Below are 19,550 nucleotides of genomic sequence, written 5' to 3'. Positions count from 1 at the left end.
TTAATTGAGAAGGTGATGGCACTGAGTACGAGTGAGCAGTTTTTACCTGCATTTTTAGAGGATGTGGTCGGGGAGCGTTTTGGACGTTATTCCAAATACATTATTCAAGACCGGGCCATTCCGGACGTTAGAGACGGTCTAAAGCCGGTTCAGCGCAGAATATTGTATGCGATGTATGAAGCCGGAAATACACCGGACAAGCCGTACCGCAAATCGGCCAAAACGGTCGGGGATGTGATGGGGAATTACCATCCGCATGGGGATTCCTCGATTTACGAGGGAATGGTACGGATGGCGCAGCCGTGGAAAATGTCGCATACGTTGATCGACGGGCACGGCAATTGGGGTTCGATGGACGACGATCCAGCGGCCGCGATGCGTTATACCGAGGCAAGGCTTTCCTCGATTGCTATGGAGCTGCTTCGGGATATTGAGAAACGTACGGTGTTGTTCAAGGATAACTTCGACAATACCGTGAAGGAGCCAGTCGTGCTTCCTGCGCGGTTTCCGAATCTGCTGGTCAACGGGGTCAGCGGCATCTCCTCAGGCTTTGCGACCGAAATTCCAACACACAGCTTGAGAGAAGTCATCGATGCGTGTGTGGCTCTAATCGATAAGCCTCACATCAGCTTGGAAGAGCTGATGACGTATGTCAAAGGCCCAGATTTTCCTACGGGCGGCATTATTATGGGCGAAGAGGGTATTAAAAAGGCTTATGAAACCGGCAGAGGAAAAATCTACATCCGTGCCAAAACGGAAATCGAACAATTGCGAGGCGGAAAGCAGCAAATTGTCATTACCGAGATCCCTTATCAAGTGATCAAATCCAAGCTGGTTACCGCTATGGAAGCGATTCGTATGGATAAGAAAGTCGAAGGGATCGCGGAGGTTCGGGATGAGAGCGGACGGGACGGTCTCAAAATTGTTGTCGAATTGAAGAAGGATGCCGATGCCGAAGGAATTTTGAATTATTTGTTCAAGAAAACCGACCTCCAGGTTACCTATAATTTCAATATGGTTGCCATCGTGAACAAAACGCCGAAGCAGCTTGGCATCATTGAGATGCTTAAAGCATATATAGAGCACCAAAAAGAGGTCGTCACCCTTCGTACGAGATTCGATCTTGAAAAGGCGGAAGACCGGGCCCACGTATTGGAGGGGCTCGTGAAAGCGCTGAATATTTTGGACGATGTGATCGAGACGATTAAAGCTTCACGCAACCGTCAGGATGCGCAGAAAAATCTCGTTCAGCAGTACGATTTTACTGAGAGACAAGCGGACGCCATCTTGACTCTCCAGCTGTATCGTCTTACGAATTTAGAGATTACGTCGCTGGAAAAGGAATGGAAAGAGCTTCAAAAGACGATTGATGTTTTACGAGGCATTTTGAATGACCCGCAAAAATTAATGAAGGTCATAAAGAAGGAAATAGGCGAAATCCGTGATAAATACGGAATCGACAGACGCTCTGAAATCCAATCCGAGGTCGAAGAAATCAAGGTCAATCTCGAAGTGATGGTTACCTCGGAGGACGTGAAGGTCACCTTTTCCAATGAAGGCTATATTAAACGCACCTCGATGCTGTCTTTCAACCGATCTGGAGGAGAGCTTGAAAGTACAGGCGTGAAGGAAGGCGATTACGTCAGCGGCATCTGGGAAGTCAATACGCTCGACAATCTGCTTCTGTTCACGAAGAACGGTCAATACTTCCTCCTGCCGGTGCATCAAATTCCGGAGTATAAATGGAAGGAAAACGGAACTGCACTCGTCAACCTGCTGCCGGTTCAGAAGGACGATCCGATCATTGCTGTCATTCCGATCAAGGATTTCGATGATCCGTCGCAGAGCATCGTATTTGTAACCGCCAAAGGACAAGTGAAACGGACCGATCTGAGCGAATATATGACGAATCGCTCCATCGGCATCAATGCGGTCAAGCTGGGGAAAGACGATTATGTCATAGATGTGCAGCTTAGTGATGGGGCTAAGGAAATCATGCTTGTGACAGAGTATGGCATGTGCATACGATTCGACGAGAAGGAAGTGAATGCGACGGGCCGGGTATCTGCCGGTGTGAAGGGCATTCAGCTGAAAGAAGGGGACCGCGTCGTTTCCGGTTTATGGGTGTCCGGCGATGAAGGCGAAATCCTTGTCGTCAGCGACATTGGTTACGCTAAGCGAACGCTGCTGCTTGACTACCATATTCAAGGGCGAGGCGGTGTTGGCCTGATTACGTTCGAATTCAAGCAGGGTAAGAGGGTCAGGCCGAACGGAGATAAGATCATCAAGGCGTTTTTCGTAAAAGATGCCTTCGAGCTGTCTGCGGTGGCCAGCGACGGCTCCCGTACGACATTCTCTACAGAGAAAGCGCCGATTGAGGAACGAAAGGCTCCGGGCAAAGCAATGTTCAGTTTGAGCAAAGGGCTGCATCTTACAGAGATCATTCAGATCGCCGAATAGGAGGCGGGTGCTTGTATGCATTCCTCTCAATTTGCAGAATGGTTAAATAAAATCACGAGAGATTACAAGAAGCACATGGAGGAGCATCTTGCGCCCCATTTGACGGAAGGGCAATTCCATGTGCTGGAATACTTGATCGCACAACCAGCTCCTCACAAGCCGTCCGATCTTCTCGACTATTTAGCTACGACACCCGCCGCGATCACGACATTGCTCGATCGCATGGAACGGGGCGGATTGATCCGTCGCGAGCGGGACAGTCAGGATCGGCGAATCGTATGGATTCATTTAACGGAAAAAGGGGAGCAGGAAGGACGCCGCGGCATGGCGATCAAGGAACAATTTCTGGGACAGTGCCTGGATCGGATTTCGGCGCACAACCAGCAGCTGTTCATTTATTTGCTAGGGAAAGTGGCAGGTGACTCATAGGTTTATTTTTTCCATGTTCGTGATGAATGAAGAGCTTCTGAAAACCTTCGCTGGGATGCCCTAAACGATGAGGGGCATCCTTTTTAAATATTATAAGGTAAGCCCGGAATACGATTCGGCGCTTCGGTTCATTTTGGCAAGTTATTTTGTATGATCAAGAATGGGTAATCTATGTGGTAAAGAATATATCATGAAAAGAGGTAGCACATGGCACAATTTTCTTCGCTCGGCATTCGCCAAGAGCTGATTGAAGCACTGCGAATCGGGGGGATTACCAGCGCCACACCGGTACAGCTGCAGGCGATTCCCGTCATTCTATCCGGTAAGGATACCATGGCACAGGCACAGACGGGAACGGGTAAAACGCTCGCTTTTGTTCTTCCCATACTGGAGAAGATTCAACTTGATAAGCCTTATATTCAAGCATTGATCGTTACTCCAACTAGGGAACTAGCGATTCAAATTACAGATGAAATCCAAAAGCTGGCCGGTGCAGTAGGGGCAAAAGTATTGGCCGCGTATGGAGGTCAGGATGTCGAAGCACAAATCCGCAAACTGAAAAATCCTCCCCACATCGTCGTCGCCACACCTGGACGACTGCTGGATCATTTACGCAGGGATACACTGCGAATCTCGGGCGTGTCCATGCTTGTACTGGATGAAGCGGATCAAATGCTGCACATGGGATTTTTGCCGGGGGTCGAGGCGATTATTGAACAGACGCCTGAAACTCGTCAGACGCTGTTGTTCTCTGCAACGCTAAGCGGTCAAGTTCGACAGCTGGCACAAAATTATATGCGCCGGCCTCAGGATATCCGGATTGAAGGGAAACAGACGACGCTTGAAGGCATTAAACAGATGGCGGTGGATACGACAGATCGAGGAAAGCTGGCGACATTAGTTAAAATGATCGAAGTATACCGTCCTTATTTGGCAGTCGTCTTTTGCCGTACGAAGATCCGTGCCAAGAAGCTTACGGAACAGCTCGTATCGTATGGCATCGAAGCGGATGAGCTGCATGGCGATTTATCGCAGGCGAAGCGTGAGCAGGTCATGCGACGGTTCAGAGAAGCGAAGCTGCAGGTGCTCGTGGCAACCGATGTAGCGGCAAGAGGTCTGGATGTGGAAGGCGTGACGCACGTATTTAACTATGACATCCCACAGGATGCCGAAAGCTATATACACCGGATCGGCAGAACCGGCAGGGCTGGGCAGGAAGGAGCTGCGGTTACCTTCGTGTCACCGCGTGATCGTTCTACGCTGCAGCTTATCGAAAAAGGAATCCACATGATGCTGAAAAGAAGAAGTATGTCGGAATTCATTGATGTGAAGGAAATGCCGTCTGAACCATCGGAAAAAGTGAAAGCGGGGCCGCGAGGCAGGTCTGCTGGATCCATGAAGAAGGATGGCGGCAAGTCAAGAAGCGGCAGATCGGACCGAGGCGGATCGAGACGCGGTGCGACGAAGGACAGCAAGCCGGGAAGAAATGCGCCTAAAGGCAATCCGAGAGGTGCGAAATCTGCTGAAGGCAGCAAAACGGGCAGAAGAGGAAGGTCTTCTAGGTAATTTAGAAATGTTGCATTTCATGGGTTCAATCATCCGATGACATTGTGATCAATAAAGCTCCTGTACGAACGGAAGGTTCGACAGGAGCTTTTGATTTTGAATGAATTATTAAATTGAATTTATGGCTGAAAACTGATGTTTGGCTCTGTGGTCAGCAGAGCCGGCTGCAGCGTTACAGGCACATCGACATTCATAAACGTGCGAAGGTGATGATGAATTTCTTCATCATATTCACTCATCAACGCCCAATCGCTCGCAGTGAGAATCGGATCGCTGCGTTCAGGCAATTGCAAATAGTTGGGAAGAGGCAGTACTCGGTAATGTCTCTTTCCATCGGTCTGATATTTATGGACCCATGTCGGAATAGCACTGACTTGCTCAATCTCGATCGTCTGTTCCGGAAAATGCTTGGCGATATCCAGCTTCAGGATGACACCGACATCCGTATATTTCGGTGTTTGCTGTGCCGGTCCTTGATTAGAAATGAAATTGCCAAGAGAGTAGATGACGAATCCCGTTCGCTCTGTGCCGTCCTTTGTAACGCTTATGACTTCATAGGGCTGAACGACGTGAGGATGACTTCCGAGAATAATGTCTGCCCCCTCTTGGATGAGCTGCCGCACCAATTCTTTTTGATGATCGTTGGGATTTCTTTCATATTCATTGCCGAAGTGAAGCGCTATGGTGACTACGTCAGCACCTAATTGTTTGGCATGATGAATATCTTGGATCATCAGCTCGGTATCCAGCGGGTTGACAAGGTATGTCTGGTCGTCTGGCACGGGTATGCCGTTCGTACCGTATGTATAAGCCAGAAATGCCATGAAAATGCCATTTTTCTCAACAATTTGGATCGTGTCGCGATCCTCTTGCGAGCTGTATGTACCTATGGCGAGCAGTTCTCTAGCCGTCAATGCTTCCAAGGTACGAAGAACGCCTTGTCCTCTACGGTCCATGGAATGATTGTTGGCGGTAGATACAATATTGAAGCCCGCTGTCTTGAGTGAATCCGCTAAAGCATCGGGTGCGTTGAACATCGGATAACCGGAGTAACCGCCGAGATCCTCCCCGGCTAATGGGGTTTCTAAATTGCCGTACACCCAATCGCCCTCTGATAAGATATCTTTTACTTCAGCAAAAAAAGAATCATAATTATATGTGCCTGTGACGGGATCATACCCGGCAGGAATTTGCGGGCTGTGCATCATAATATCCCCGACGGCGATCAGACTGGCTCGTAACGAGTATGGCTGCGGTTCGGGCTCAACGGGTTCCGGTTCGGGCTCCTGCACCGGCTCCTGTCCGATCTCATGCTGCTGTTCGTGCGACGGGCTTATCTCGTTTGGAGCATGTGCTCTAGACATACATGCTGATAACAGCACGATTATGCAAGTGTATGCGATCCAAGTCAAGATTCGTTTGTTTTTCATGCGTTATACACCTATTCTGGAGCTTGTTGAAGAAGATCCAGCATTTCCCTTTCTGTCCAATACGTCCACGGATCATCCACAGGAGGGAGGGAACGTATATGTTCCCAACTTTTTTTCGTGGGATGCTCGAAGCCGATCTCTGAGGACCAGAGTGCAATTTGCTGTCCAGGCTTATTCACATGGGCACCGTATTTCTGATCGCCGTACAGCGGAAATCCTATGGCCGAAAGCTGAACTCGAATTTGGTGAGGTCTTCCCGTTTTAAGATGAACAGCGATGATCGTAAGGCCGTTCCGTGAAGGTCCTTTGACATAGGATAGTATGGCTTTTTTAGCGTCTGGTTCCTGCGGTTTTGCGAGATGAACGGTGTTTGTTTTTGAATCTTTTCTTAAGTAATGAACAAGTTCTTCTTTATCCGCAGCAGGCTCCCCCCGGACAATCGCTAAATAGGTCTTCTTGAACGTGTGGGTTCGAATTTGATCCGACAATCTGGATGCAGCTTTGGATGTTTTGGCGAAAATCATGACCCCGCCGACAGGGCGATCCAAGCGGTGGACTAATCCGACAAATACGTTCCCAGGCTTCTGATGACGCACCTTGATATCGTTCTTCACTTCGCTGAGCAGATCCGCATCCCCTGTGCTGTCCTCCTGTGTCGGCATATTGGGCGGTTTCACAACAGACAGCAAGTGGTTGTCTTCATATAAAATCGTAAGCGGCGGCACTTATTCGGCCTCCCATCTTCCACTGATGCCGCAAGGAAGGGTTAGACCGGATCTTGTAATCGGCAGTCCCACCTCGTCTGTCGTCAATGTTCCTCCGTAGCGCTGCTTCAGCGTCATCGTCATTATGTTATTCAATACAGCAGGAGAAATACCGGCTGTATAAGAGTTGATCAGCAAAAACAGCGGCTTGTCCGATAAGACGCTCATACACGTTTCGACAAAACGAAACAGGTCGTTTTCCAACTTCCACGTTTCGCCGTTGGGCCCTCTTCCGTAGGAAGGAGGATCCATAATGATCGCATCATATTTACTGCCTCTGCGAATTTCTCGCTGAACGAATTTGAACACGTCATCTGTAATGTAACGGACTTTTCGTTCCCCGAGACCGGAAAGCAGAAGATTCTCCTTGGCCCATTGAACCATCCCTTTTGCCGCATCGACATGACATACCTCTGCACCCGCGTATGCCGCCGCTGCGGTAGCCCCGCCGGTATAAGCAAATAAATTGAGCACTTTAATGGGGCGATTGGCCTGCTCAATTTTATCCATAATCCAGCCCCAATTTACGGCCTGCTCCGGAAATAATCCGGTATGCTTGAAGCTCGTCGGTTTAATGTAAAATTTCAATCCCCGGTAACCGATCTTCCATCTTTCCGGCAACTCCTGATTAAACTCCCAGTGGCCGCCTCCGGAGGTGCTGCGGTGGTAATGTCCGGCAACCTGCTTCCAAGCGTCGTTCTCGTCTTGAATCGGCCAAATCGCTTGTGGTTCAGGACGTCGCAGTACGACTTTGCCCCACCGTTCAAGCTTCTCTCCTCCACCTGTGTCGATTAATTCGTAGTCATACCAATCTTTAGCTTGCAGCATGCTGTTCCTCTTTTCCTTTGATCTTCGAATCGTCATTCGAAGTGCAGATTTTTTGATGCTCTTATTTTATCACATTCGAAATTATATGTTTATGTTTACCCTGTGCCTTCTCAAACTAGAGCATCTTATAACACCCATCCTAAGCACAGGTTCGACAAAAAAACTTTGAACGATACAGTTCAAAGTAGGATCTAGCGCTTATTATGTATGGATTAGGAAGCAAGTATTTCTCGTTACGGCTGAAATTTATACCCTACACCACGGATCGTAATAATAAATCGCGGCATCGCCGGATCCGGTTCGATTTTCTTGCGCAGATTGCTGATATGCACCATGAGCGTTCTTGTATCGCCCAGACTGTCGGATCCCCAAATTTGAGAATACAGCTGATCGATTTTAAACACTTTTTTCGGAGAAGATGCGAGCAGCGCTAGAAGGTCGAATTCTTTGGAGGAGAGGGTTGTTTCTACGCCCCGGACTGTGACGCTGTGGCTGTGCAGGTCAATTTCCAGTCCGTCAAATTTCAACACGTGGTGGTTGTTCGATGAATCTTTCATATTGTTCCGTCTTAAGTGAGCCTTGACCCGTGCTACCAATTGACTCGGGCTGAATGGCTTGGGAATGTAATCGTCTCCGCCGACACCGAGCCCAAGGATGACATCCAAATCATCATAGTTGCAGCTTATAAATAAGATGGGAACATTGGATATTTTACGGATAGAACGGCAAACTTCAATCCCATCCATTCCTGGGAGAAGCACATCTAATATAATTAAATCCGGCTGGTGAACTTCCACGGCTCGGATGACTTCATCTCCTCGTCCGCAGGTGACGACTTGATAACCCTCTTTATGTAAATATAATGTGATCAGTTCCAAAATATCCGGTTCGTCATCAACGACAACAATTTTCTCGCTAGTCATGTCGAATCACCTCGTTTCAGCCCTATTATAATCATTATGTATTGGAAATTCAATGAAAGTTGGGATGTTTTGTCATTTCGTGCAAGTTTATAGTTCGTTGTCAAATTTGTTAGGTTTCTTCCATACAATGCTATGAGGAGGCGGTGATAATGACGATCCAGGAAATGTATGCGATGCTGTATCAATCAATGAAATATATGATGTGGCAAGCCGAGAAAATCAATCGCTTGGAAGAGCAGATGAATCAGCTTTTAGAACGAATGGAGCAGTGGATGGAACAAAGCGGCGGTACGAAGATTGATCGAATTGAATATCATTTTGACCAACTGAAAATCGACACCTTGGCAGGGACGCTCAACATAGGCATGACGCCAAATGGGGGTTCACAAATCGAGGATCTGTATATTGATCAGCAGAAGCAGCAGGATGAGATGGAGATGCAGCAGGAGGATCCGTTATTTGCCGCTGTCAGCGGGAAGATCAGTACATACCTCGAGGAGGAAGCATTCGAACAGATCATGATGCAGGAGAACCAATACGGATGCGCACTTTCTCAGGAACAGCGCAAAGCCGTTATTGAGGATATACGCCGCCAATTGCCGGCAAGAATTAGACATTATATGCATTCGCCTGACAGTGAGGAGGATGAGATTTGCAATAAAGTGATACGGGATATTGAAACGGCGATACATACATATATGAAGCGTACCTTCGGAAAATCGCCTTGAATAGAAAATTAAGGACACATCCGAAAGAAGATGTGTCCTATACAATCTTGTACATTATGCGATCAATAGAAAAAAGGTCCGTATCCAAAACCGTATGGAGGATAGCCAAATCCGCCCCCGAAAAAGAAAGGTGATTCAATCGCGGCTACATCAAAGAGCAGCAGAGGAAGCAGAGCTTTCGTCTGGACTTTATTGTTTGTGGACTGAATATATAGTTTTTGGCCCTGGATTTTAACAAGCTTGCCTTGAATCTTCTGGCCGTTTCGATGCATCGCCACAATATTTTTTCCGATGAACGGTTTTGCGTCTGATAATTTCATGACAAAACCTCCTTTGGTGATGATTGTGTAATCCTTTTATCGTATGTAAGTCGGAAGGCGATAGCTTGGACAAATCACCTACAGGCATAAAAATGGGACAGCTTGGACGAATGCCAGGTCCTCGTTACCTTTTTAGAACATATCTTATGGTATGTTTTTTTAATCGGTTGGAAGGGGACGGGCTGATGATGCGATTTAGAAAGCGGATTCCTGCTAAGGATGACAGAGCGATTACTGCTTTGGTGAGAAAAACATTGCTTCCGTATGCGAAAATAGCCAAGCCAAGTCTCTCCGTAAGCTTGAAAGAAATGAAGGAGCGTTTAGCGGTTGGGGTGACATGGGTGTTGACAGAGAATGGACGCCTGCAGGGATTTATTCACGTGAAGCCGGAGCAAAATGTACTTTTGGTTTCACTGCTTGCTGTTAAGCCTTCATCTCAAGGTAAGGGTCTAGGCAGCCGGTTGATGAGACGTGCGGAGAAGTATGCGTCCGATCAGGGGTATCAGGGGATATGCCTCTTCGCAGATCGATCGAATTCGAAGGCGATTCGTTTCTACAAGTTAAAAGGATACCGCATTCAAGAGTATATTTCCGAGATCGATAATTATATGATGTGGAAAGAGACAGTCTGAAAGGAAACTATGGAAGAATGGTCTTGAAATCGACTGCGAAAGAGGGTATGATAACACTATGAGTTGTACGTACAAGTTGGGGGTTGGAAAACAAAAGACAGTTCGCAATACGATTGTTTTTCGATGATCTGAAGGACTCATCATGATAATTGCTATAAGATGTACTTACAACTTTCGTAAACATGAATGCGTTTACTTACAAAGGAGGATCAATATGCTGAAGACTAAAGCTTTTGAATTTTGGTTTGTGACAGGGAGCCAACATTTGTATGGACCCGAAACGCTGCTTGAAGTAGAAGAGCATTCGAAGACGATGGTGAAAGGGTTGAACGAAGACGGAGCACTTCCTTTTAACATCGTCTTTAAGCCCGTTTTAACTACGCCGGAATCGATTCGCAAGCTGTGCCTGGAAGCGAATGGGGACGAGAATTGTGGTGGTATCATTACGTGGATGCACACTTTTTCCCCGGCAAAAATGTGGATTGCCGGTCTGACTGAACTGCGGAAGCCGCTGCTTCATCTACATACGCAATTTAATCAGGATATTCCATGGGACAGCATTGATATGGATTTTATGAACTTGAATCAATCGGCTCATGGAGACAGAGAATACGGTTTTATTGGCACACGAATGGGTATCGCTAGAAAAGTCGTTGTCGGGTATTGGGAGCATGCGCAGGTGAAGCAGCGCATTGCCGGGTGGATGCAGACTGCAGCCGCTTATTTGGAGAGTTATTCGCTGAAGGTAGCCCGTTTCGGAGACAATATGCGCCAAGTCGCGGTAACGGAAGGCGATAAGGTAGAGGCGCAAATCAAGTTCGGATGGTCTATTAATGGTTACGGCATTGGTGATCTTGTCCAGCGAGTAAACGAAGTGTCTGATACGCAGCTGAAGCAGCTGCTAAATGAGTACGGGGAAATGTACGAGATTCCAAACGAGGTGAAGAATACGCCGGCCTTGTGGGAATCGGTTCAGGAGCAGGCCAAAATTGAATTGGGATTAAAGGCGTTCTTACAGGAAGGCGGCTTTAGTGCGTTTACAACGACATTCGAAGATTTACACGGCATGAAACAGCTCCCTGGGTTGGCGGTTCAGCGTTTGATGGAGCAGGGCTATGGCTTCGGTGGAGAGGGAGATTGGAAGACTGCGGCGCTCGTGAGACTCATGAAGATGGTTGCAGGAGGTGAAGGCACTTCCTTCATGGAGGATTATACGTACCACTTTGAACCGGGCAATGAACTGATCCTCGGCGCTCATATGCTGGAGGTATGTCCTACGATTGCGGCAGGTAAGCCGAAAATTGCGGTTCATCCGCTGTCGATTGGAGGTAAAGAAGATCCAGCCCGGCTGATTTTTGAAGGACGGGATGGTGCTGCGGTCAATGCATCGCTCATCGATATGGGGAACCGCTTCCGTTTAATCATTAACGAAGTGGATGCGGTTCAGCCTAAGGAAGACATGCCGAATCTTCCGGTAGCTCGGGTTCTGTGGAAACCTCAACCGTCACTCAGCGAATCAGCAGAGGCATGGATTTATGCTGGCGGTGCTCACCATACGGTGTTTTCCTATAAGGTTACGACGGAACAGCTGGTGGACTGGGCGTCCATGGCGGGTATCGAGTGCGTGATTATTAACAAGGATACCCATCTGCTTTCGTTCCGCAATCAGCTTCAATGGAATGATTTGTTTTGGAAGTTATCATAATATCAAATGATACGCAGAAAGCCGACGATGATCGTCGGCTTTCTTTTCATTCTGGGTTTTTGCCCTTATCCAAGCTTTGATTTACTTGGATAGGGGTTTGCTTTATTATAAGGTTTGGCACATCATCAGCCGCGGCCAAACATGTGATTTTGCGGTGAAATAAAAAACCATAGTTGTGCTCTAAAACGACGAAAGCCCTGCCTCTCTTCCATCCTTGCGGCTCCGATGACCGCGCCAGTGTGAATCAGTGACACAAAACAAGCAAATCCTAATTTCGTGAGTAAATGGGAATTTGTCATATCATTATGGCTTGAGGTAAAACATGAATCGTGGAAACATGTTAGAGGATAATCACAATTTATAATATTACCACAGTTCATATAGATTTGTCAAATTTGTGGACAATGTCACATGAAGCAATCCGTGAGTTTGGTATAATAGGATCAAGGTATGTTAAACGAAGACGACATTCATGGTCGTTGAAAGGAGCGATAGGATCATGCCGGACCGATTTCGAGCCTTTATTCTTAGAAAACAGGGAGAGACGGTTACATACGAAGTAGAGCAGGTACCCTTTTCCATGCTGCCTGAAGGAGATGTGCTGATTGATGTCGAGTATTCAAGTGTGAATTATAAGGATGGACTGGCGTTTCAGCCTCATGGAAAAATTGTTAAAAGCTACCCGTTTATTCCTGGAATCGATTTATCAGGCATCGTCGTAAGATCCAAGGATCCTCGGTATCGAGCGGGAGATCGGGTATTGGTCACAGGATATGAGCTTGGTGTATCCCATTTTGGCGGATTTAGCGAATACGCGTCTGTCCCTGGAGATTGGTTGGTGCCTCTGCCCCAAGGGTTTTCTTTAAAAAGTGCGATGGCTATTGGGACGGCAGGATTTACAGCGGCTTTGTCCATACACCGGCTGGAGGCCAGTGGCCTCAGTCCGTCTAATGGTCCTGTGCTCGTACTCGGTGCCAGTGGAGGTGTAGGAAGTGTTGCCGTTGCCATGCTCGCCAAGCGGGGTTATGAAGTGGTTGCTAGTACGGGGAAAACCAGCGAGCATGATCTGTTGCACAGGATTGGAGCTGGCGAGGTAATATCGAGAGAGGCCGTGCTCGAAGACAGCAAACCTGGGCTAGGTAAGCAGCGGTGGGCAGGGGTGGTCGACCCCGTTGGAGGCAGGTCGCTGTCTGCAGTATTAAGCTGCGTTCAATATGGCGGCTCCGTAGCAACCAGCGGCTTAACCGCAGGAACGGAAGTATCTGCGACGGTTTATCCTTTCATCCTCAGGGGGATCAGCTTACTTGGTATTGATTCGGTGTACTGCCCGATGGAACAGCGGCTGCAGGTGTGGGACCGGATCGCAGGGGATCTGAATCCAGAGGAGTCATTAGACAGCATTACGAATGTAATCCGTTTGGAAGAACTGCCCGAGACGCTTCATCAACTGATGGAGGGGAAACACATCGGCAGAACGGTTGTCGCGGTCTCCAGTCAATAACGCAGATCGCAACTTCATATCAACGAGACCAGGATAGCTTAAAACCGGGAGGACTCCCGGTTTTTTTTTAGGAGCCTTATCTATGACATCTCCTGACACATTGTCTTGAGATGGATAACTTTTTAAATAAAAAAGTGTAAAAGCTTTCCTTTGTTTTATAAAGAAATGTTATAATGAAATAAAACCATTTAGGCATGAAAATCGTTTATGAAGGTAGTTCTGGATTAGGAACATCATTTTGAATAGGGACTTCCGATTGATATGCAAGTATCCTATAACGGTTGTATCCAGCACCTCACTGAACACCATGGAGATATTGAGCCCCAGAAGAACATCGTCAGCATCGTAACCGCGCCTAATATACCTCAAACTGTAAGTCCAATGGATCTGAGTAACCTTCGTTCTTTTTCCGTGCGATCGCGATAAGATCCAGAATAGATACTAAATAAAAAATAAATATCTGCTTGAATTGCTATTTTTGAATAGAATTACATAACATTTACAAAAAAATGAACATAGAAGAGGAACAAGAGTAAAGGCAAGAAGCTATAAATTCCTCTATTTTAGGTGGGAGGGTAAACCGTTTAATGGATGCTGTAATGGAGTTTTTACGCAGCTTTGGAGCTGTAGGATTGTTTTTTCACGCGATGATTGATGCGATCATTTTTCCGATTCCCGCATTTTTTCTTCAAGTATCTTTGAGCGCACTTCATCCGGATGATGCACTTTGGCTTGCTACGATTGGATACGTCGGGTGTTTGATTGGAACCCCCATCGGATATTTGATCGGCAAGGTGGCAGGTAATTTTGTTTTAAACCGATTAATGAAAAAGAAACGGCTGGATTCTGCGACCGAGTTGTTCAACAAGCACGGTGACGCTGCCATCCTGATCGGTTCCTTTACACCGATTCCGTTTAAATTGTTTACGATCATGTCAGGCTTTATGAAATACCCTTTATGGAAGCTGATGGCATACGCTGCGATCGGAAGAGCGGTTAAGTTTTACGTTGTCGGCAGCTTGTTTTATATTTACGGACGGGCTGCAGAAAATATGGTTGGTGCGCAGCTGACGTATATCATGTTAGGTATCGGTGTAGCATTGGCGGCAGTATGGCTGCTGCTGCACTGGCTGCGTAAAAGAAAAGCATCGAATCAAGCTGCAGTTCAGTCTAAGGACCAGAACGGATAGCTCAGGAATAGAAGCCCCATTCAAGCAAAGTACAGGAACGAATCACTTGCTTGGATAGGGGATTTTCTCAACGATCCGACATATCAACGTTCGATACGTCAACACTGCTGTCACGACCATGCAATGGATGTAAGCGAGGCAGCGTTATGTGAAGGGGCTGCAAATCACGGCAGTTCCTTTTTGTGTACTTTTCCATGAATGATCGGTGTCGTGGTAATCCGGTGGTTTAGAGCAAACTGTCAAAATTTTTCCTAACTTTTTATATATTGAAGTATAAAAAATCTGCTATAATAGGATGATGATTTTATATCAATATACAAGGTGGTTATTATGCAAACAGCAATGTACCGAGTACTTCTTTATTATAAATATGTAAGAATAGATGATCCCGAGCAGTTTACCGCGGAGCATCTGGAGTTTTGCAGGCAGTTGGGTTTAAAAGGGCGCGTGCACATTTCTGCAGAAGGCATGAATGGAACGGTCTCCGGCACGATAGAACAAACAGATGCCTATATGGAGAAGATGAAGCAGGATCCCCGTTTCGAGGATATGGTATTCAAAATCGATGAAACCGATCGACACGCCTTTAAAAAGATGTTCGTGCGTCACCGTAAGGAGATTGTTAGCCTTGGCTTGGAGGACGATGTCAATCCGCTTCAAATCACCGGTAATTATCTGGAACCGAAGGAATTTATGGAGCATATGCAGCGTGAGGATACGGTTGTCATTGATGCTAGAAATGATTATGAGTATGATTTAGGTCATTTCAGAGGGGCGATCCGGCCGGAAATTCATGCGTTCCGGGAATTACCTGATTGGATTCGAGAAAACAAGCACATGCTGGAAGGTAAGAAAATCTTAACCTACTGTACGGGCGGCATACGCTGCGAGAAGTTCTCGGGATGGCTGCTGAAAGAGGGCTTTGAGGATGTGTCGCAGCTGCACGGTGGCATCGTCACGTATGGTAAAGACGAGCATACCAAGGGCCAGTTGTGGGACGGCCAATGCTATGTGTTCGATGAGAGAATCAGTGTGCCGATCAATCAGATGGAGCATGTTGTTGTCGGCAAGGATCACTTTACGGGTGAGCCATGCGAACGTTATGTCAACTGTGCGAATCCTGAGTGCAATAAGCAAATTCTATGCTCAGAGGAGAATGAGGAGCTTTATATGCGCAGCTGCAGCCACGAATGCCGTGTTCACTCTAAGAACCTGTACGTTCGAGAGCATGGTCTGTCTCCGCAGGATGTAGAGCAGCGTCTTCAGAACATTGAAGCTGCACAGCAGCATACGGCGGTATAGTACCGAGAATACGATTTCCGACATAGAAACAGAAAATGAACATGAAAAAGGACGTGGGATGAATCCCCGCGTCCTTTTTTTTATGCTGCTCATTGTCTCAAATCATGTACCTTCAGCAGCCTCAAACTGTTCAAGGTGACGATAAGCGTTGCTCCCATATCTGCGAATACCGCCATCCACAGCGTCAGCCAGCCCGGACCGATCAAAGCGAGCGCGATCAGCTTAATGCCGATCGAAAATGCAATATTTTGTTTGATGATCGATAGCGTTCTTCGGCTGAGCTTGATCGTGTAGGGCAGCTTGCGCAAATCGTCAGCCATCAAGGCGATGTCTGCCGTTTCCAGAGCGGTATCTGTTCCAGCGCCGCCCATTGCCATACCGACCGTCGCTGCTGCAAGCGCAGGAGCATCGTTCACGCCGTCACCTACCATCGCTACAGCATCGTATCGCTCTCTGAGCTTCTTGATTGCATCCAACTTATGCTGAGGCATCAGATCCGCATTTATCTCGTTGATCTCTACACGTCGTCCGATGGCTTGTGCCGTTCTTTCATTGTCTCCTGTAAGCATCACCGTTGTTAGTCCCATGCTGTGAAGCTGATGAATGACTTCTGTGGCCGATTCACGAATTTCATCGGATATGGCAATCATTGCTGCGATTTCTTGTTCTGCAGCCAGCAGTATGACCGTTTTTCCTTCATGCTGCAGGGTCTTGATCTGTTCTTGAATCGCCCTCGTCATACAGGAGGGAAGCAGCTCCATCATCCAAGCAGGGCTGCCGATACGATATAATTTGCCGCCGATGATTCCTCGCACGCCTTTTCCCGTGACAGATTGAAATTGATCCGCCTCTAGGGATAAATTCACACCTTCCTGCTCCGCCTTGCGGATAATGGCTGATGCCAAAGGATGCTGTGACCCTTTCTCCAGTACGGCTGCTGCAGCGAGAATCTCCCTTAAATCTTGTTCGACATAAATCGTTACGTTCGTGACAACCGGATATCCTTTCGTCAATGTGCCGGTTTTATCGAATGCAATGGCAGCAAGACGGCCGGATTCCTCTAAGTGAATGCCGCCTTTGATCAAGACGCCGTTTTTGGCTGCATTCCCAATCGCCGTTACGATTGAAACGGGTGTGGATATGACCAGTGCGCAAGGACACCCGACAACGAGAAGAGCTAAGCCTCTATAAATCCAATCCCCCCAACCAGCATTCGTAAATAGCGGAGGGAGGACGGCAGTGCATAGCGCTAAAATCATAATGACAGGTGTGTAATACTTAGCAAAGCGATCGACAAAAGCTTGTGAAGGTGCACGTTCCGCTTGCGCTTCCTCTACAAGATGAATGATTTTCGACAGCGTTGTATCTTCTGACGTTTTCGTTACAAGGACTTCCAGCAGACCTTCTTCGTTCAATGTACCCGCGAAAACCTCATCGTCCACTGTTTTAGGGACAGGAATCGATTCGCCTGTGATGGCGGATTGATTGACGGTGGAAGCGCCTTTCAGTATGACACCGTCCATCGCGATTTTTTGGCCAGGCTTTACGATCATGACGTCGCCGACGGAAATATCCTCGACGTGGATGATCATTTCCTCGGAACCGCGCTTTATCAGGGCTTCTTTCGGAGCGATATCCATCAACGAGCGGATCGAATGTCTGGCTTGTTCCATCGAATAACGTTCCAGCGCTTCACTGATCGCAAATAGAATCACGACGCTTGCGCCCTCCGCCCATTCACCGATCAGTGCGGCTCCGATAATAGCGACGGTCATTAACGTGTTCATATCGAACTGAAGCCTGGCCAGGCTTTTGAAGCCTTTAATAAATAAATCGTAACCGCCGAGTACGATAGCAGCTCCGTAAGCCGCAGAAGTGGACAGTGAATCATCGTAGAGTAACCCGAGTCCAAAGCCGACAGCCAGCAGCAATGCGGAGACGAGAACATTCCAGTGCTCCCGCCAAAATGGCTTTTTACTTTCTGCAAAACGCTCCTTTTCAGGGATCACCTTTAAATTTTCAAAAGCGCCCGCTTGTTCCAGCTCTTGAGTGGTCGTGCTGCCGTATACCGTAATTTTGGATGCGCCGAAATTGACCTTGGCATCCTTGACGCCCTGTAAATTCTTTACGTTTTTCTCAAAGATTCCAGCACAATTGGTGCAGGTAAAGCCTTGAACCCGATATACCGTCTTGTCTAGGTTCTGTGTATCAGATGCCACTTTCAACCAACTCCTGACTATGAATCGAGGCTAGACGTACAAGCTGTCTGATGTGGTCATCCACCAGGGTATAAAACACAAGCTTCCCTTCCTTGCGGTATTTAGCCAGCCCGAGCTGCTTTAATGTACGAAGATGGTGTGAAGCTGTTGCCGTGGAAGCACTAATGATATGAGCGACATCGCAAACGCACAGTTCATTTTCTTCACAGAGCGCATAAGCAATCTTCATTCGCGTCTCGTCTGCAAGCACCTTGAACATTCTGGCCATGAGGTCGATTCGCTGTGTAAGCAGCGCAGACTTTACCTTGTTGACCTTCGTTTCGTCATAACAATATATTTCACATGAATCCTTTTCTTTATTGCTCATGCCGCACCTTCATTCAAATGTATATTTGATTATGATTATATACTTAATTTTTTACTTATTCAAATATAGATTTGAATATTGGGTTTAGGGAAAATGGCATAAAAAACACCAGATCCCTTAGGACTGGTGTTTGCGGGGCAGAGCTAGTGAGGTGCATACTTTGTAATGATTTCTTCATAATTCGCGAGATAAGATGAATTCTTTAACTCGTTGCACATTTGTAACGAAAGCAGCGCGCTTTCAATTAAGTAACTTCGCGGCGAACGCTGATTGAACATTTCCTCTTGGATAAAGTCTAGGAGCTGCAAATATTTTAAACGCACAGGCTCATTCAACAATTTCTCGACCTGTTTTTTCATTTCCGAGGTTGCTTCGAAAACATCGTGAAATATTTTATTTTTGGTATTGGGGGAATCAGGCAGCCATGTATTTAAAATGTCAGGATCAAGAAGCTGTTTGCCTGACTGTGCAACATCAAGGACAACCGATTGGATTCTTGCTACGCAGTACCGAATGACGTCCAAGTGATTGAGGTCTGATGCTTTGGCCATAAAATTGTACTGGATGGTTTGCTGCAGCATTCCTGAAAACAAAATGGCACAATCGAGCAAGTAGGGTTCTTTATCGGAACCGAAAAGATCAATAAACCTGCGATAAATCCATCTGATACTTTTGACGTGCATCAATTTAATGAACTGCCGCAGATCAGGATCATTCGAAGCGAGTACTTCATCGATGAGGGCGAACATCTTATTTCGTTGATTCGACTGCATGATCAGGTCAAGCTGTTTAATGAATATTTCGACATCTGCAAGATCCTCACCGATTAATAACTGGTTTCGAATTTCTTCGTATTTGAGCTGGATATGATGGAAAACAGCCTTGAACAATTCACTCTTGGATGGGAAATAGTTGTAGAAGGTTCCTTTTGAAATGCCTGAGAAATCAAGAATATCTTGAATGGATGTAGCCTGATATCCTTTTTCTCTGAACAATTCATGTGCTTTTTCCATGACATGCTGTTTACGGTCAATCATTTCGAACATCCCCTCCATTTCCCAGAGCCTTCAAAAAATTATACGATAAATTGCATGAGTAGTTCAAATGGATAACAGTAAAAATAAACATATTGCAAAATTTTTTTGAAGGGAGTAGTATATTGTAATGTAACTTAAAAAGAACAACA

17 protein-coding genes are annotated in these 19,550 nt (G+C 46.8%); 9 read left to right on the top strand and 8 right to left on the bottom strand.

Annotated elements, in window-relative coordinates:
• The first annotated feature begins 21 nt into the window (after nt 1–21).
• The 3 genes from gyrA (at nt 22) to ACFPXP_RS06265 (ending at nt 4,455) form a co-directional block, all read left to right on the top strand.
• Complete coding sequence (gene gyrA / locus ACFPXP_RS06275; protein WP_379893465.1) at nt 22–2,460, top strand: DNA gyrase subunit A; 2,439 nt, start codon at nt 22–24, stop codon at nt 2,458–2,460.
• Between the two features lie 15 nt (nt 2,461–2,475).
• Nucleotides 2,476–2,889 carry a MarR family winged helix-turn-helix transcriptional regulator gene (locus ACFPXP_RS06270; RefSeq protein WP_379893356.1) on the top strand — a complete coding sequence of 138 codons (414 nt, stop codon included), beginning with the start codon at nt 2,476–2,478 and terminating at the stop codon, nt 2,887–2,889.
• 207 nt (nt 2,890–3,096) lie between these two features.
• A complete protein-coding gene (locus tag ACFPXP_RS06265; RefSeq protein ID WP_379893355.1) occupies nt 3,097–4,455 on the top strand; it encodes a DEAD/DEAH box helicase in 1,359 nt (452 codons plus the stop codon).
• A 119-nt stretch (nt 4,456–4,574) separates the two neighbouring features.
• On the opposite strand, the gene ACFPXP_RS06260 is transcribed toward ACFPXP_RS06265, so the two are convergent.
• The 4 genes from ACFPXP_RS06260 to ACFPXP_RS06245 all read right to left on the bottom strand — a co-directional run bounded on the left by ACFPXP_RS06260 (nt 4,575) and on the right by ACFPXP_RS06245 (nt 8,400).
• Nucleotides 4,575–5,885, bottom strand: coding sequence for a CapA family protein (locus ACFPXP_RS06260; RefSeq protein ID WP_379893354.1), 1,311 nt, complete (start codon nt 5,883–5,885; stop codon nt 4,575–4,577).
• Nucleotides 5,886–5,896: 11 nt separating this feature from the next.
• On the bottom strand, nt 5,897–6,610 hold the full coding sequence (locus ACFPXP_RS06255; RefSeq protein ID WP_379893353.1) for an RluA family pseudouridine synthase: 714 nt from the start codon (nt 6,608–6,610) through the stop codon (nt 5,897–5,899).
• Nucleotides 6,611–7,477, bottom strand: a complete 867-nt coding sequence (locus ACFPXP_RS06250) for a class I SAM-dependent methyltransferase (RefSeq protein ID WP_379893352.1) — start codon at nt 7,475–7,477, stop codon at nt 6,611–6,613.
• Nucleotides 7,478–7,710: 233 nt separating this feature from the next.
• Nucleotides 7,711–8,400 (bottom strand): response regulator, encoded by a 690-nt coding sequence (locus tag ACFPXP_RS06245; RefSeq protein ID WP_379893351.1) that lies wholly within the window; start codon nt 8,398–8,400, stop codon nt 7,711–7,713.
• Nucleotides 8,401–8,549: 149 nt separating this feature from the next.
• Between ACFPXP_RS06245 and gerPC the strand changes: the two genes are divergently transcribed.
• Nucleotides 8,550–9,128 (top strand): spore germination protein GerPC, encoded by a 579-nt coding sequence (gene gerPC / locus ACFPXP_RS06240; RefSeq protein WP_379893350.1) that lies wholly within the window; start codon nt 8,550–8,552, stop codon nt 9,126–9,128.
• A 62-nt stretch (nt 9,129–9,190) separates the two neighbouring features.
• Here gerPC and ACFPXP_RS06235 read toward each other — a convergent pair whose 3' ends face one another.
• Nucleotides 9,191–9,448, bottom strand: a complete 258-nt coding sequence (locus tag ACFPXP_RS06235; RefSeq protein WP_379893349.1) for a hypothetical protein — start codon at nt 9,446–9,448, stop codon at nt 9,191–9,193.
• 185 nt (nt 9,449–9,633) lie between these two features.
• Between ACFPXP_RS06235 and ACFPXP_RS06230 the strand changes: the two genes are divergently transcribed.
• The 5 genes from ACFPXP_RS06230 to trhO all read left to right on the top strand — a co-directional run bounded on the left by ACFPXP_RS06230 (nt 9,634) and on the right by trhO (nt 15,778).
• Nucleotides 9,634–10,080: a GNAT family N-acetyltransferase gene (locus ACFPXP_RS06230; RefSeq protein ID WP_379893347.1), complete on the top strand. Its 447-nt coding sequence runs from the start codon at nt 9,634–9,636 to the stop codon at nt 10,078–10,080.
• Nucleotides 10,081–10,294: 214 nt separating this feature from the next.
• Entirely contained in the window at nt 10,295–11,785 is a 1,491-nt protein-coding gene (gene araA / locus ACFPXP_RS06225; RefSeq protein WP_379893346.1) for an L-arabinose isomerase, read from the top strand.
• Between the two features lie 499 nt (nt 11,786–12,284).
• Nucleotides 12,285–13,286: an acrylyl-CoA reductase family protein gene (locus tag ACFPXP_RS06220; RefSeq protein WP_379893345.1), complete on the top strand. Its 1,002-nt coding sequence runs from the start codon at nt 12,285–12,287 to the stop codon at nt 13,284–13,286.
• Nucleotides 13,287–13,873: 587 nt separating this feature from the next.
• Nucleotides 13,874–14,476, top strand: coding sequence for a YqaA family protein (locus tag ACFPXP_RS06215; RefSeq protein WP_379893344.1), 603 nt, complete (start codon nt 13,874–13,876; stop codon nt 14,474–14,476).
• A 330-nt stretch (nt 14,477–14,806) separates the two neighbouring features.
• On the top strand, nt 14,807–15,778 hold the full coding sequence (gene trhO / locus ACFPXP_RS06210; RefSeq protein ID WP_379893343.1) for an oxygen-dependent tRNA uridine(34) hydroxylase TrhO: 972 nt from the start codon (nt 14,807–14,809) through the stop codon (nt 15,776–15,778).
• Nucleotides 15,779–15,867: 89 nt separating this feature from the next.
• Here trhO and ACFPXP_RS06205 read toward each other — a convergent pair whose 3' ends face one another.
• From ACFPXP_RS06205 to ACFPXP_RS06195, 3 genes are all read right to left on the bottom strand, one after another.
• Nucleotides 15,868–17,997 carry a heavy metal translocating P-type ATPase gene (locus ACFPXP_RS06205; RefSeq protein ID WP_379893342.1) on the bottom strand — a complete coding sequence of 710 codons (2,130 nt, stop codon included), beginning with the start codon at nt 17,995–17,997 and terminating at the stop codon, nt 15,868–15,870.
• Nucleotides 17,987–18,364: an ArsR/SmtB family transcription factor gene (locus ACFPXP_RS06200; protein ID WP_379893340.1), complete on the bottom strand. Its 378-nt coding sequence runs from the start codon at nt 18,362–18,364 to the stop codon at nt 17,987–17,989. Before ACFPXP_RS06200 ends, ACFPXP_RS06205 begins: the two co-directional genes overlap by 11 nt.
• A 143-nt stretch (nt 18,365–18,507) precedes the next feature.
• A complete protein-coding gene (locus ACFPXP_RS06195) occupies nt 18,508–19,401 on the bottom strand; it encodes a TetR/AcrR family transcriptional regulator (RefSeq protein WP_379893339.1) in 894 nt (297 codons plus the stop codon).
• Between the last annotated feature and the right edge of the window lie 149 nt (nt 19,402–19,550).

Origin of the sequence: Marinicrinis lubricantis (assembly GCF_042658665.1) — a bacterium.
Lineage (GTDB): Bacteria > Bacillota > Bacilli > Paenibacillales > KCTC-33676 > Marinicrinis > Marinicrinis lubricantis.
Note: the sequence above shows the minus strand (reverse complement) of the source record. Positions and strands in the feature narration are given on the sequence as shown.

Coding starts and splice junctions, on each gene's coding strand:
- ACFPXP_RS06270 (WP_379893356.1), top strand. CDS start 2,476: ATGCATTCCTCTCAATTTGCAGAATGGTTAAATAAAATCACGAGAGAT.
- ACFPXP_RS06265 (WP_379893355.1), top strand. CDS start 3,097: ATGGCACAATTTTCTTCGCTCGGCATTCGCCAAGAGCTGATTGAAGCA.
- ACFPXP_RS06260 (WP_379893354.1), bottom strand. CDS start 5,885: ATGAAAAACAAACGAATCTTGACTTGGATCGCATACACTTGCATAATC.
- ACFPXP_RS06250 (WP_379893352.1), bottom strand. CDS start 7,477: ATGCTGCAAGCTAAAGATTGGTATGACTACGAATTAATCGACACAGGT.
- ACFPXP_RS06245 (WP_379893351.1), bottom strand. CDS start 8,400: ATGACTAGCGAGAAAATTGTTGTCGTTGATGACGAACCGGATATTTTG.
- gerPC (WP_379893350.1), top strand. CDS start 8,550: ATGACGATCCAGGAAATGTATGCGATGCTGTATCAATCAATGAAATAT.
- ACFPXP_RS06235 (WP_379893349.1), bottom strand. CDS start 9,448: ATGAAATTATCAGACGCAAAACCGTTCATCGGAAAAAATATTGTGGCG.
- ACFPXP_RS06230 (WP_379893347.1), top strand. CDS start 9,634: ATGATGCGATTTAGAAAGCGGATTCCTGCTAAGGATGACAGAGCGATT.
- araA (WP_379893346.1), top strand. CDS start 10,295: ATGCTGAAGACTAAAGCTTTTGAATTTTGGTTTGTGACAGGGAGCCAA.
- ACFPXP_RS06220 (WP_379893345.1), top strand. CDS start 12,285: ATGCCGGACCGATTTCGAGCCTTTATTCTTAGAAAACAGGGAGAGACG.
- ACFPXP_RS06215 (WP_379893344.1), top strand. CDS start 13,874: ATGGATGCTGTAATGGAGTTTTTACGCAGCTTTGGAGCTGTAGGATTG.
- trhO (WP_379893343.1), top strand. CDS start 14,807: ATGCAAACAGCAATGTACCGAGTACTTCTTTATTATAAATATGTAAGA.
- ACFPXP_RS06200 (WP_379893340.1), bottom strand. CDS start 18,364: ATGAGCAATAAAGAAAAGGATTCATGTGAAATATATTGTTATGACGAA.
- ACFPXP_RS06195 (WP_379893339.1), bottom strand. CDS start 19,401: ATGATTGACCGTAAACAGCATGTCATGGAAAAAGCACATGAATTGTTC.